14 protein-coding genes and 4 tRNA genes are annotated in these 13,366 nt (G+C 54.4%); 7 read left to right on the forward strand and 11 right to left on the reverse strand.

The window, feature by feature from the left end:
• Positions 1-58 precede the first annotated feature (58 nt).
• Positions 59-694: a uracil-DNA glycosylase family protein gene (locus tag aalo17_RS09480; protein ID WP_082743350.1), complete on the reverse strand. Its 636-nt coding sequence runs from the start codon at positions 692-694 to the stop codon at positions 59-61.
• A complete protein-coding gene (locus tag aalo17_RS09485) occupies positions 691-1,569 on the reverse strand; it encodes a DUF1848 domain-containing protein (protein WP_067558710.1) in 879 nt (292 codons plus the stop codon). Before aalo17_RS09485 ends, aalo17_RS09480 begins: the two co-directional genes overlap by 4 nt.
• Positions 1,570-2,049: 480 nt before the next feature.
• On the opposite strand from aalo17_RS09485, the gene aalo17_RS12670 reads away from it, so the two are divergent.
• The gene (locus tag aalo17_RS12670) at positions 2,050-2,682 is read left to right on the forward strand and encodes a DUF6431 domain-containing protein (protein ID WP_145907509.1); all 633 of its coding nucleotides are present in this window, start codon (positions 2,050-2,052) and stop codon (positions 2,680-2,682) included.
• Between the two features lie 14 nt (positions 2,683-2,696).
• Positions 2,697-4,187, forward strand: coding sequence for an ISL3 family transposase (locus tag aalo17_RS09495; RefSeq protein WP_158507711.1), 1,491 nt, complete (start codon positions 2,697-2,699; stop codon positions 4,185-4,187).
• A 142-nt stretch (positions 4,188-4,329) separates the two neighbouring features.
• Here the strand turns inward: aalo17_RS09495 and aalo17_RS09500 are convergent, their stop codons facing one another.
• Genes aalo17_RS09500 through aalo17_RS09515 form a run of 4 tightly spaced genes read right to left on the reverse strand, consistent with a single transcriptional unit; the run spans position 4,330 to position 7,239 of the window.
• A complete protein-coding gene (locus tag aalo17_RS09500; RefSeq protein ID WP_067558711.1) occupies positions 4,330-4,569 on the reverse strand; it encodes a hypothetical protein in 240 nt (79 codons plus the stop codon).
• 31 nt (positions 4,570-4,600) lie between these two features.
• On the reverse strand, positions 4,601-5,803 hold the full coding sequence (locus tag aalo17_RS09505; RefSeq protein ID WP_067558714.1) for a sensor histidine kinase: 1,203 nt from the start codon (positions 5,801-5,803) through the stop codon (positions 4,601-4,603).
• Complete coding sequence (locus aalo17_RS09510) at positions 5,796-6,470, reverse strand: response regulator transcription factor (RefSeq protein ID WP_067558717.1); 675 nt, start codon at positions 6,468-6,470, stop codon at positions 5,796-5,798. Before aalo17_RS09510 ends, aalo17_RS09505 begins: the two co-directional genes overlap by 8 nt.
• Positions 6,471-6,477: 7 nt before the next feature.
• Complete coding sequence (locus aalo17_RS09515; RefSeq protein ID WP_067558719.1) at positions 6,478-7,239, reverse strand: DeoR/GlpR family DNA-binding transcription regulator; 762 nt, start codon at positions 7,237-7,239, stop codon at positions 6,478-6,480.
• 148 nt (positions 7,240-7,387) lie between these two features.
• Between aalo17_RS09515 and aalo17_RS09520 the strand changes: the two genes are divergently transcribed.
• The 5 genes from aalo17_RS09520 to aalo17_RS09540 all read left to right on the forward strand — a co-directional run bounded on the left by aalo17_RS09520 (position 7,388) and on the right by aalo17_RS09540 (position 8,094).
• A tRNA-Val gene (locus aalo17_RS09520) sits at positions 7,388-7,463 on the forward strand.
• 5 nt (positions 7,464-7,468) lie between these two features.
• Positions 7,469-7,544, forward strand: a tRNA-Thr gene (locus aalo17_RS09525).
• 3 nt (positions 7,545-7,547) lie between these two features.
• Positions 7,548-7,623: transfer RNA gene (locus aalo17_RS09530), tRNA-Lys, on the forward strand.
• A gap of 13 nt (positions 7,624-7,636) precedes the next feature.
• Positions 7,637-7,710, forward strand: a tRNA-Gly gene (locus aalo17_RS09535).
• Between the two features lie 171 nt (positions 7,711-7,881).
• On the forward strand, positions 7,882-8,094 hold the full coding sequence (locus tag aalo17_RS09540; protein ID WP_145907642.1) for a hypothetical protein: 213 nt from the start codon (positions 7,882-7,884) through the stop codon (positions 8,092-8,094).
• Between the two features lie 62 nt (positions 8,095-8,156).
• On the opposite strand, the gene aalo17_RS09545 is transcribed toward aalo17_RS09540, so the two are convergent.
• The 5 genes from aalo17_RS09545 to aalo17_RS09570 all read right to left on the reverse strand — a co-directional run bounded on the left by aalo17_RS09545 (position 8,157) and on the right by aalo17_RS09570 (position 13,225).
• The gene (locus tag aalo17_RS09545) at positions 8,157-9,923 is read right to left on the reverse strand and encodes a Na/Pi cotransporter family protein (protein WP_067558725.1); all 1,767 of its coding nucleotides are present in this window, start codon (positions 9,921-9,923) and stop codon (positions 8,157-8,159) included.
• A 113-nt stretch (positions 9,924-10,036) separates the two neighbouring features.
• Positions 10,037-10,252: a hypothetical protein gene (locus aalo17_RS09550; RefSeq protein WP_067558728.1), complete on the reverse strand. Its 216-nt coding sequence runs from the start codon at positions 10,250-10,252 to the stop codon at positions 10,037-10,039.
• 318 nt (positions 10,253-10,570) lie between these two features.
• On the reverse strand, positions 10,571-11,320 hold the full coding sequence (locus aalo17_RS09560; protein ID WP_067558734.1) for an ABC transporter ATP-binding protein: 750 nt from the start codon (positions 11,318-11,320) through the stop codon (positions 10,571-10,573).
• Entirely contained in the window at positions 11,313-12,179 is an 867-nt protein-coding gene (locus aalo17_RS09565) for an ABC transporter permease (RefSeq protein ID WP_067558737.1), read from the reverse strand. The genes aalo17_RS09560 and aalo17_RS09565 overlap by 8 nt, the downstream gene beginning before the upstream one ends.
• Positions 12,176-13,225, reverse strand: a complete 1,050-nt coding sequence (locus tag aalo17_RS09570) for an ABC transporter substrate-binding protein (protein WP_067558739.1) — start codon at positions 13,223-13,225, stop codon at positions 12,176-12,178. Before aalo17_RS09570 ends, aalo17_RS09565 begins: the two co-directional genes overlap by 4 nt.
• Between the last annotated feature and the right edge of the window lie 141 nt (positions 13,226-13,366).

Consider the following 13,366-nt stretch of genomic DNA (forward strand, 5'->3'; position numbering starts at 1 on the left):
CTGGTTTCAACGGCCCGGAAACTGTCACACACCGTTGGCAGCCCCGGCTGCTGCTTCCTTACCTGTCTGCCGACGCACCCTCGCTGTCCACTTTATCAGACCCGCTGCCGTCCTGTCCCGCTGTTTTCAGCACCTGGTGCAGTTTCTCGCGGATCACCGGCATGCGCTGTGTCTCGAACTCCGGGTGCATCCTGAACCACCGCACATTCAGCGGACTGGGGTGCGGGAGCACATAACAGGGGATCCCGTCATATTCCTGGTCCTGAAACACCAGCTCCGTGAACTCCCGTTTCGGAAACAGCCGGGATGCCGCCTCCCTGCCAATCACCAGCATCATCCGGGTCCCCGGCTTGAGCTCGATTTCCTGCCTGGTCCACATGTCGAAGCAGCACCGCGGGGGCTTTTTGTCCCCGGTTTTTCCCTTCCCCGGATAGCAGTGGCCCATGCTCGTGATATAAAACAGATCCGGGTCATAAAACTGTGCATCACTGATCTGATACCAGTACTGTCGCAGCCGCCTGCCGGAGGCGTCGTTGAAGGGGATCCCCGTCTCATGCACTTTCTTCCCCGGTGCCTGCGACACCTGAAGGATCGGGGCGCCGGGATTTCCATGCACCACCGGCCGTGGCTCCAGCATTCCCTCACAGTGCCGGCAGGCACGCAGCTGCGCCTGCAGTTTTTCGAGTTCTGTCATTTCACCCTCCGTTTCACCACATCCTCCGGCCGCAGATGGCCGGACAGAAGACTCGAATCCGGGTCGTGGTCCTTCACGTGAGCCGCAATCCGCGATTCATCGTAATTGGCATAGCAGTACTTGCAGAAGCGGGGACAGGAGTTGTAGTACCCGATATCCACCATCTCCACACAGACGCAGTTTCTTGCCTTCCAGCTCCCGAAGGCCCTGCCCGTGAGCTCAAAGGCTTTCTTCTGAGAGAAACAGGCGCTGTCCCTGAACCCCAGCGGTGCCAGGATCTCCCGCTCATTGCACCCATATAGCATCACACCATGGCGTTCTGCGCTCCGTGCAAAGCTTTCCGCCAGTCCGCGGACTTCATCAGCCTCCGGACGCCGGAATCCCGTCTCTGCCTGGTGCCTCCGGACATTTTTGCAGTCATCGAGAAAGGAAATCACCATATGCGCTGCATAGTCCGAGACTTGCGATGCCAGGCGTTCAAATGCCGCTTTGTGATACTCCACGGTGTAGCGTTCATTGAGCAGCACCGGATCATAGCGGACATAGACATTTTCTCTGCCAATGACGGACGAAATCTCCCGCAGGCTTTCAATGACTTCCCGCTTGTCCGGCAGACCCGGCTCCAGGTCCCCGTGATAGCCGGTGATCGTCACATGCACCACACATGGTTTGTCGATTTCCCGGATGCGTCTGGCCAGGGGCCTGGGGTCCTTGGTGATGAGCAGGTAGGCATCCACATTCTCAAAGAAGATCCGGGACACACTCTGTTCGTGGAAAGGATTGCGCACATCCACGTATCCCGCCTTGATGCGGTTGAAGAACCAGTCCAGGTAGTATGCCGGTATATCCGTGCGGCTGCTGACGTTGAGTATCATGGTTCCATTGTACGCGCAGACTGCCAGCCGCTGCCTGTCTGTGCCACCCTCTGCCTGCAAAGCTGTCCCGGCTCAGGCAACCGTACATCCTCCCCCCGGGATTCATGGTCTGTCAGACGCAGAAAGGCCCGGCATTGCCGGGCGCTTCTTGATGCGATACAGGTTCAGGTTATTGAATACGCAAAATTGGACAGGGTCCACCCCCTTCAATAAAGCGACCTTAGGGTCGATCACCAAAGTCATAAAAGGCAGCTCCGAACCTTCATGGAGGTTCTAAAGCTGCCTTGTTTTGTTATAGTTGAATTAAGGAGTTATAGGGAGAGAATAACGAAGATTTCCCTGTGTTTCATTGGTGAAAGTGGCTGAATGAAGATACTTTGGCAGTTCTCCGCTTAAGGAGGGTGTCAGTACCCCCTTCCAGTCACTGAAACAGTGATATCAGGAACTTTGTGATGAAACAAAAAAAGGAGCAGAGCCCAATTGATTGCCGTCAAGTTCTGCCGCTCCCTGTCTAATGACATGATTATGGTACCGGGAAATCACCCTGAAATCAATTCATCTTTCCAGAATGGATATCAAAAAACTTGTAACAGGTTCTTCGCTGGTACCAGGAAATGCCCTGATTGCCATGATGGTAAGCTGTACCGTCATGGTTCCTATCTCCGCAGTTTCGAAAGTCCCGTAAACGGCGTTCGTGACGAGGTGCTGATCCAGCGTGCAAAATGTTCCATATGCGGTAAAACTCATGCCCTCATCCCCGCTGAACTTGTTCCCTTCTCCCGCGTTCCGCTGCTGGCACAATTCCTGATAGCGGTCATGGCCGGCCTGTTCAAAGGCCCTGATCGCACTCTCCGTCAGGCAGAGTGCGAACTTGCCCGTTACGCTTTGCCTCCTGTCGTGATCCGCTATATCTCCAAACACATCGCCCAATACTGGTCTGATTTCCTTTCACTATTCTTAGACGCCACGCTGGAGGAATTGTGTCTTTTAGCCTGGAAAGACAGGAATAAACAACTTTTCCAAATGTCTAGATATGAGATCGCACAAAGTTTTCCACCATTCCACACAGCTTTTATGACTCACCCCGTATCCTCTGCGATGATGACATCGTGAACAGGAGGAATACCGTGTTGAATGCAGAAAAAGAATTCATGGTGGACTTTTTCGGGCTGGAACCAGGGGAGATCGAGGACATCAGTTATACCAGACAGTCCGACAAACGTCCTGTACTGCGTGTCATTCTCACCAATGATCACGATCCATGCCCTGACTGTGGCTGCCCGCATCCCAGAGTGAAGGAATATATCCCAAAGAAGATCAAATATGCGGATGGAACTGGCAGGGACTGTATCCTGCTTTATCATGCCAGACGGTTCAAATGCCCAGCCTGCCACCGCACCTACTATGAGCCTTCTCCTTTCGTTCAGAAAAAGGGGAAGATCGCGGATAAAGTCGTATTCGACATATTGAAGGATCTCAAGGACTACAACCAGACCTTCGCTTCGGTAGGCCGCAAATACTGCGTTTCAGCCACCACGGTGTCCAATATCTTCGACGCCCATGTGGAGATCCCCAGGAAGAAGCTACCGTCACTCCTGTGCATAGACGAGGTCTATGCGATGAAGACCCAGGGAAGCAAGTATGTATGTCTGCTCCTTGATTTCGAAAAGCAGACACCTGTGGATCTGCTTCCAAACCGCTGGCTCCCTTCACTGCTTGAATATATGAGTCTGATCCCCGAGGAGGAAAGACTCGGAGTCAAAGCGGTCTGTTTCGATATGTACCCGGCTTACAGGAAAATGGTGAAAGCCTGCTTCCCCAACGCCATTGGCGTGGTGGACAGGTTCCATGTGATGCAGGAATTCACCCGCAGGCTGACAAAAGTCAGGATCCGGGTCATGAACAGAACCAGAGCCAGGCGGGAAAGGCTGAAGGAAGAAATGAAGGCCGTGGAAAGCGACTTCCCAAGGGAAAGATACCGGGACGATCCGTGCTGGCAGAGGATATCCGCTGACTGGCAGAAAACCTCTGACCAGTATTATGTACTGAAGCATTTCCACTGGCTCCTCTCAAAAGATGAGGATCTGGATATCTTTGACCCAGGGAGAGAAGGACAATACAACCGACATTTTCAAAAATATATGACGCTCCTGCAGCTGCGGGAGATTCTTCTGGGTATCGACCCTGAACTGGAAGAAGCAGTGCGTTTGAAAAGGGTTTTGACTCACATGTATGAGTCGGGAACATATGATAAAGCAGGAGAACAGCTGTTCAACGAAACTTATGTAGCGTTCAGGAACAGTTCCATCAAAGAGATGAACGGATTCTCCAGAACGATGAAGGAATGGAGAGATGAGATCTTCAATTCCTTCAACACAGTGACTGTTGAATACATGGTCAACAGGAGGAGCGAATATACGATCAAAAGCGTAAGGCTCCACAACGGGATCATTGAGAACCGCAACAAAATGATCAAGTGCATGAAACACAATTCCTATGGCTTTACCAACTGGGTCAGGTTCAGGAATCGTGTAATGTATGTGCTCGATCCAAAAGCGACATATTCTCTGGAGCCCAGGTTCGGCAGTAAGGCTGTGAAAAAGAAGAAAAACAAGTAGAATCAGGGGCTGCCCACAAAGTGGACAGCCCCTGAGTGCTTACTGTGATGTTCAAACTCCAAAGCTCTGTAGGGTAACGGAAACCCTAAGGTATCTTTGGATGGGGTTAGTCTTCCTCCCTATCCAATTTTGGAGTGCCAGGTTATTCCTGTTCCGTGCCTTCCAGTTCCTCGATGGCTGCAGCTTCCTGATCGGCCTGTGTCTGGCTGTCCGGTGCTTCGGTCTCGATTCCGGAATCTTCCTGCTCAGCCGCAGGTGTCTGTTCCTGAATCTTGTCTTCAGCAGCTGTTTCGTTTTTGTTGGCAGCGGAAATGCCCCATACTGCCAGGATCACAATCACAATGACTGCGACCCAGATCCAGATTTTTCTGTTGTCTTTCATATCTCTCTCCATACCGGCTGCATGCCGGCATTCACCCGGTTCCTGTCTGCGACGGACGGGATTTCTGTTTTTCGCTCAACGGCTCAAACCTCACCTGAAAGGTAGTCTGTCCGCCATGGCTCCATGCCCGGATGTCGGCATGATGCCCTGTCGTGATGTTCTTCGCAATGGCCAGGCCAAGACCATAGCGGCCTTCGGCCCTGGTGCGGGAGGCATCTGCCCGGTAAAACCGGTCGAATATCCGTTCTTCCTCTCCGGCGGGAATGGCCTCGCCGGTGTCCGTGACCCTCAGCAGGATTCTGTCTTTTTCCCGTTTCAGCGAAACGCTGACTGCGGAGCCCGGATCGGCATGCCGGCTGGCATTGTCAATCAGGATCCCTGTCAGGCGCATCAGGTCCTCCGGTGCTCCGGCCACTGTCAGCCCCGGCTCCAGATCCAGGGCCAGCGACAGATGCCGGTCATACAGAAGGCTTTCAAAGGGAAGTGCCGCCTGTTCCACGGTCTCCGAAAGATTCACCGGCTGTTTGTCCTTCAGCCCATCGCTTCGGGACAGATCCAGCAGACTGGTGATCAGATGATTCATCTGTTCGGATTCCGTGATGATGGCCTGCAGCCACCTGGGCTGCGGGTCCTGTTCCATGGCCTCCGCACTGGCCATGATCACAGACAGCGGCGTTTTCAGTTCGTGAGAGGCGTCTGCGACAAACCTCTTCTGCATCTCCAGGTTCTCCTCGATGGGCCGGGTCATGACCAGAATCAGCCATCTGGTGCCAAACCACAGCAGCACGAGAAGAACAGCACCCAGAAGCAGCGACCCCCACAGGATCTCCTGCAGGTGCTCTGCCACTTCGGCGGTATCGACGATGGTGATCATCGACCCCTGCCGCCGGGATACATACCGGGAGGTGTACAGAAAGTCCGGTTCGGGATGCATGCTGTATTCCACAGCCTCGATGAGGTCTTCCTCATCCATGTCCGGATCCCTTGCCAGCACGCCGGTGATTTCACCGGCATGATTCAGGAGAACGGTGCATACAGGCAGTGACGACAGGATGTCGAGCTCTCTGTCGTATCCTCTTTCATTGAACAGGCGGCTGGTGCTGTCCAGGTTTTCCTGAACAGTCTGCGCGGCCTGCCAGTAGGCAAAGCCATTTGCCAGGGCAAGGATCAGCGCCGCAAAGAGCGCAGCCAGTCCAAACACCAGTGTCTGCATGCGGGTTCTCAGTTCACGCATTTCCTGTCTCCAGCCGGTACCCCAGTCCCCGGACAGCCTTGATGGCTGCCGCAGATCCGATGGCCTGGAGTTTCCGACGCAGAAAGGAAAGATACGCTTCCAGGTTGTTGGCCGTTACATCGGAATCCAGTCCCCAGACCCGGTCAAGGATCTGGTCTCTGGACAGGATCTGCTGTGGATGAGAAAGCAGATAGTCCATGACAGCCAGTTCCTTTGCGGACAGTTCGATGGATTTCCCGGTTGTGCGGCACACAAGCAGGTTGGACTGATCGGCGAGCTCCAGATCGCCGGCTGTCCGCCTGCCTTCTTCCTCCCGCCTCAGCTGCACGCTGACGCGGGCTGCGAGTTCCTCGAGATGGAAGGGTTTTGTCACGTAGTCATCTGCGCCTGCCTTCAGACCATGCAGCCTGTCCTCCAGCGCGCCCCGTGCCGTCAGCATGATCACCTTCGAGGAGATCCGCTGCTTTTTCAGCGCGGACAGAATGTCAAATCCCGATGTTCCCGGCAGCATGACGTCCAGGATAATCAGGTCATAGATACCGCGCAGAGCCTCCATGAGTCCCGTGTCTCCGTCCAGAGCCACATCCACGTCATAGTTCTCCCGCTTCAGCCTTGACTCTATGAGCCGGGCAAGGGTTTCCTCATCTTCAATAACCAGGATACGCATATCTCAATCATACCTGCACGACCTCGAAGTTCGCCGGAAGCACCGGCAGTTTTTCTTGATCCGTGACAAATATTTTCGAGAAGCGGCTCACCGGCTGCAGTTTGCAAAAGCCTCCCGACTGGATCCTGGATCCGCTTTGGAGCAGGTAGCTTGCGGCCGAGGCATTCATGGCGTGTTCCTTGATATCCCGGGACTCCAGATCTGACGTATACGTCATTCCCCGCTCCAGGTCCAGTCCCGCACACTCCAGAAAACTGCGGTCAAACTGAAACTGGCTGATATCATGCAATGCCATGGCCCCGCCGCTCATTGCATATCGCGGGATATAGTCCCCGCCTATGACAATGACCTGCGCTTTGGGATCGTTCAGTCTGGAAATGACCAGGTGATTGTTGGTGACGATGCGGACCGGACGGTTGGCCAGAAATTCAGTCATTCCCGCGGGAAGGACCCCGCTGTCCAGGAAGATGCATTCTCCGTCCTCCACCAGATCCGCCGCCGCTTTGCACAAAGCCCTGACAGCCGCCGGGTCATCCCGTGCAGCTTCCGGTGTGCTCCGCTCCCTGCGTCTTGAAACGATTTCACTGACGCTGCCCTTGATCGCTCCCCCGTGGACACGCTTCAGCTTTCCCTGGTTTTCCAGTTCGGTCAGATCCCTTCGGATCGTGGACTGGGATACATCCAGTTCTTCCGCGATCTCCTTGACATGGATGATGTGATCCCTGTCCAGTCGGTCGAGAAGATATATGATTCGTTCTTTTGTCAGCATAACAATCCCTCGATTTCCAGTCGTTTCCGCCGAAGCGGAACACTTGCTTCTGAATGGCTGGACCCTTCAGTGAAAAAGTGCGCCAAAAATATCAGTATTTTTGTTGACGCAACAAAAACAGCCTGATATTATTAGTGAGCACTGTGATGGAGGTTTAGCTCAGTTGGGAGAGCGTCTGTCTTACAAACAGAGGGTCAGCGGTTCGAGCCCGTTAACCTCCACCATTCATGCTGACTTAGCTCAATTGGTAGAGCAACTGATTTGTAATCAGTAGGTTGTGGGTTCAAGTCCTATAGTCAGCACCATGTGACCCGTTAGCTCAGCTGGTAGAGCATTTGACTTTTAATCAAAGGGTCGGGCGTTCGAATCGCCCACGGGTCACCATTTCATTGTTTCTGCAGGTGTAGTTCAATGGTAGAACTTCAGCCTTCCAAGCTGACTACGTGAGTTCGATTCTCATCACCTGCTCCATTCAGAAACATTCGGCCGGATAACCGGTCTTTTTTTATGAAGGAACTGCGCGTTTTCGACGTTTTCCGTTCCTTCTCCTACATTCTAGTTGTCTTTGACTGTTTTCCTAAATGTTATGCCTGAAAAAAAACTATTGGCGCTCAAATGTGCGCATTATGCTACTATATGGTCATGAATTTCAAGATTTGGAGCATATTCAGCACGATACTTTATTTTGCAGCCGCATTTTTATTCATTGCCTTCGCCCTGGCAAACCAGGAATGGGCCCTGTATGCTGCCCTGGCCTGTATGGCTGCGGCGCTGCTCACCGGTATGCCCCTGAGAAAGCACCTGAAAGAACAGGCACAGCATTCGGATCAGACAGACCAGACTGACAAAAAATGAGAGCTTCCGTCCAATTGACGAAGCTCTCATTTTTTGTCTATGGCTGTACAGACCATCCGGTCTCAGATGCTGTATTTCTGCCTGTATTCCGTGAGGTACTCCTTGTAACGGGAACGGCGATCCTTCTTGGTCCTGGAGACATAATCATGCACATCCAGGTCGTTGTTGGCCGTCTCTATGATATACACGGCGATATTCGAGCAGTGGTCTGCGGTCCGCTCCAGTTCATTCACGAGTTCATTGTAGTCAAAGCCTTCCTCGATCCCTGACCGGGTATCCTTCAGCCGGCTGATACGGCGATGACGGACCTCTGTACACAACATGCTGATCCACACACGAAGGGGCTCAATGCGCTGCGCAACCAGTCGGTCGGAGGTACTGAAACTGTCCATGGTCAGGTCCATGATTTCCGTCACAGCGTGCATGACCACCTGCAGGTCCTTCCAGGCACTGCCGGAAAACGACTGTTTCTTTTCATACTGGTCCCGCGCCACTTTCGCCATCTCGTAGGAATAATCCCCGATCCGTTCGAAGTCCGGGATGCAGTGCAGAAACTTGGAGACTTCCGTACTCTGAGCATTGCTCAGTTCGCGCTTGAGCATCTGCATCAGATAGGTATCCAGCTTGTCCTGGTACTTGTCAATGCGGCTTTCCTTTTCCTGGATCTTGCTGAATTTCCTTTCATCAAAATGATCCAGCAGATCCATGGCCCGTGCCAGGTTTTTCACCACATTTTCCGCCATGGAATCCATCGCACGCTGACACTGCGCAAGGGCCAGATCCGGGTAGTTCAGGAAACGGTCCTCCAGGAGATCCAGTGTATCACTGTCTTCCTCGTCATCCTCCCTATTCGGGATCAGCACTTTGGTCAGCCGCTCAATGCCCTTCACAAAGGGAAGCAGCAGGAGCATCGCCGCGAACCGGTACATGGAATTCAGCGCCGCGATGGAAAACGGATTCATCACTGTATCGAGGAACGGATAGTGGAACACGAGGTTGGTCCCGTAAAACAGGATGGATCCCAGCAGCATGGCGAACAGGTCATTGAGCAGATACACCAGTGCCGTCCGTTTCCCGTTTGTGCCTGTGCCGATAGCCGAAAGCAGCACCGGTGTCGCTGCACCGATGCCCACACCCATGAGCATGGGAAATGCCGATGCAAAGGTGATGCCGCCGGTGACCGACAGCGCCTGAAGCACGCCGCAGGCAGCACTGGCACTCTGGAGCACTGCCGTGATCAGGATCCCGAACAGGATGCCCATAACCGGGTTGGTGAACGACGTGAGCAGAGACGTGAATGCCGGAGACTGAGAAAGCGGCGATACCGCACCGGACATCGTCTGCATGCCCACCATCAGAATGGCGAACCCCAGCATGATGTTGCCAGTGGCATGAAAGATGTCTTTTTTCATGAACATGCGGAACACAATGCCCAGGATGGCGACCACGGCGGATATCGTGGCTGTCGACAGCAGAGAAGCCAGACCCTGCTGTCCGTCGATATAGGACAGACAGATGATCCACCCTGTGATGGATGTGCCGATATTGGCTCCCATGATGATGCCGATTGCCTGCGAGAGCTTCATCAGTCCGGAATTGACGAACCCCACCACCATGACGGTGGTGGCACCGGAACTCTGGATCAAGGCCGTGACGACTGTCCCCAGCAGAAACCCCTTCAGGGGGGTGCTGGTCAGTTTGTAGAGAATCAGTTCCAGCTTGTTGCCGGCCACCTGTTTCAGGCCTTCGCCCATGAGCTGCATGCCATACAGAAACAGGGCCACGCCGGACAGCAGTGTCAGAACTGTGACAATGGTGCTTATACCCATACTTCCTCCGTGTTTGTCAAACATCGTTCCGGTAAGCCCAGAACGAAACCATTATACATGAGAGCCACCTAAAAAGCCTGAACACATGTTCAGGCTCCCTGGTCCCCTTCAGGTCAGACGTTCTGGGTGACTTCCACCTTGCAGGTGTGGTCGGCTTCGTTCCGGTCGAAGGTGATTTTTGCCAGCTCATCCAGGTGATCGGTCACGATTCCTGTCACTGTGGAAAACACTTCGTCCGCAGTTCCCTTGTCCCTGCATTCATATTCTACAGATGTGATGATTTTCTTCTTCGCCGGGATCTCCCGGAGTTCTTCAGCCATCGTTTTCATATTCATTACCTCGCATTCTGAATATATCACTGCCGGGCGCTATTTCCAAGCCGGCCTGCCCCTGCCAGCCCGGCCATCCAGTCAGACAGGCGGAGCTGTCTGTCCGCAGCGCCGGGTGATGTCCGCTGTCCTGCAGTCTGGTGACTGACCTGCGGACTGCGATTCCGGGCTGATTTTCCGATGCGAATCACAGCGTTTATCCGGAAAACAGCGGGTGCAGTCCACGATTTACCGTTTCCAGCGATCCGCACAGGATGGCAACCCCCGGAAACACAGACACAGGTACCAATGCCGGGCATTGCCACCTGTGCGGTTCATTTACACTTCGTAGAAATCCAGCAGATCTGCAGGTTTCAGTTTCTTCTTCTCTTCCCCCGAAAAATCCTGAGTGATCTTCCCGTCATTGAAAATCAGCAGCCGGTCCCCGTTGGTCAGGGCATCCGTCATGTTGTGCGTGATCATCAGTGCCGTCATGTGTTCCCGTCTCACGAGATCATTGGTGATTTCCAGGATCTTCCGGGCACTCTTGGGATCCAGTGCCGCCGTATGTTCATCCAGCAGCAGCAGCTTCGGCGGATTGAGCACCGCCATCATCAGCGCGACCGCCTGTCTCTGTCCGCCGGAAAGCAGACCGATGGGGGTCTTCAAGCGGTCTTCCAGTCCCATGTCCAGTGTCTTGAGCTTTTCCCGGAACAGCGCCTGTTCCTCTTTCCGGATTGCCCGGGAGAAAGGTCCCCGGCTTCTGGAATACGCCAGGGCCAGGTTTTCCTCCACCGTCAGACGCGGTGCGGTGCCATGTTCGGGGTTCTGGAACAGCCGGCCGATGCTGCGGCTGCGCACATGTTCCTTCTGCGCCGTGATGTCCTGTCCATCCAGGACAATGGTTCCTTCGGCAGCCGGCGCTGCGCCGGTGATCACATTGAAGAACGTGGATTTCCCCGCGCCGTTGGAGCCGAGCACTGTCACGAACTGCCCCTCCGGAATATGCACGGACACCTCATCCAGTGCCCGTTTTTCCAGGGACGTCCCCTGGTTGAATATCACGCTGACGTCCTTGAGTTCAAGCATGGCTGCCTCGTTTCTTTTTCAGTTTCTGGAGATGCGGAATGGAAATCGTGACTGCCACGAGCACGGCGCTGACCAGGTTCATGTCCGTGGCCGGGAACCCCAGCTGCAGGGCCAGAGTATACAGCAGGCGGTACAGGATCGCACCGGTGATCGAAGCCGCCAGACCGAACCCGATGCCAGACCGGCGAAAGACTGCCTCACCGATGATGATTCCCGCCAGGCCAAGCACCAGCATACCGGTGCCGCCGGTCACATCCGCAAATTTCTGGAACTGCACCAGCAGTGCGCCGGAGAGCGCCACCAGACCATTGGACAGGGCGAATCCCAGGAACTTCATGGAATCCACATTCACGGAAGACGACCGGATCATTTCCTCGTTGTCCCCGGCCGCCCGGAGCATGAGGCCCAGGTTGGTCTTGAAGAAAGCGTACATGAGCAGGGCAATCAGCGCCACGATGGCAATGAGCACGTACAGCACCGTGGCCGGGTTGTTCAGGATCGTGGGTTTGGGCACAGCATACAGAGACACATTGGGGGCGCCCTGCATGATGCGCAGGTTCACGGAATACAGTGCCGTCATGGTCAGGATTCCCGCCAGGAGCCCCTGGATCTTCATCTTCGTCTGCAGGAACGCCGTGACGCAGCCGCACAGCAGGCCCGCCACAAATGCTGCAGCCAGGCCAAGATTCGGGAAACCGGCCAGTGTCAGCATCGCAGCTGTGCATCCGCCGGTCACAAAGGAACCGTCCACCGTCAAATCCGGGGAATCCATGACCTTCACGGTAATGTACTCACCCAAAGAAAGGACTGAAAAGATCAGTCCCAGTTCAACGGCGCGTATGATCACGCCAGTACTCATTCAGCTGTTTCTCCTTCTGTCTGGTCGTCAGTTTTTTCCGTCACCATGATCAGCTTGTCGTTGTTCTTCACTTCAGCCGGGAGTTCGATGCCCAGATCCTTCAGGTCCTTCTCGTTGACATAGACATTCAGGTCATCCTTGAAGACCTTGACCGGAATCTCCCCGGCTTTTTTTCCGTTCAGCACATCCACGACCATTTTCGCTGTTTCGCGGCCGAGCTGTTCGTAGTCAATGCCCACTGTGGCAAAGCCGCCGTCCTGAACCATGGAATCCGCGCCGACAAAATACGGCACTTTGTGGTCCAGTGCAATCTGCGACAGGGCAGTCATGCCGGACGCCACGGTGTTGTCATTGGGAGAGAACATCACATCGACCTTCGAGGCCAGGACGTCCGCAGCCTGCTGCAGGGTGGTCAGGTCCGTACCGGTGGCTTCTTCCACGGTATAGCCCAGGGACTCTGCATATTTTTTGAAATTTGTGGTATTGGTCACAGAGTTGGCTTCCCCGGCGTTGTACAGCATGCCGATGGTCTTTGCATCCGGGCAGATCTCCTTGATCAGGTCCGCGATCTGGTCCACCTGCACCTCATCGCTGGTGCCCGTGATGTTGCCGCCCGGAGCTTCCAGGGTTTCCACCAGCCCGGCCCCGACAGGATCGGAGACAGCGGAGAAGATCACCGGAATATCCGTGGAATAGTTCTGTGCGGTCTGGGCTGTGGGTGTTGCAATGGCAACGATCGCATCCACGCCCTCGCTGGCATAGCCGTTCATGATCGTGTCCAGGTTGGAAATCTGGCCTGCGGCGTTCTGGTAGTCAATGGTGAAGTTGTCGCCATCCTTGTAGCCCAGTTCTTCGAATTCATCGAACATCGCATCGCGGATCGTGTTCAGCGATGTGTGGTCCACCAGCTGTGCCACGCCGACGGTGAAGTGCCTGCCGGTGCCATCGGTGTTGCCGGTATTTGCGCCATCACTCTGTCCGCAGCCTGCCAGCATGCCCATGGCCAGCGCTGTGGCCGTCAGTTTTTTCATCAGATTCGTTTTCATGGTTCATCCTCCTGATTTCTTCGATGCTTCGCAGCTGCCGGTATGACCCTTAATAAAAAAGTCCTGTGCCGAAAGAAAACTTTCGACACAGGACAGATCTCTCTATGATCTGCGGTACCACCTGTATTGACATGGAAATGC

The organism is Faecalibaculum rodentium, from assembly GCF_001564455.1.
Lineage (GTDB): Bacteria > Bacillota_I > Bacilli_A > Erysipelotrichales > Erysipelotrichaceae > Faecalibaculum > Faecalibaculum rodentium.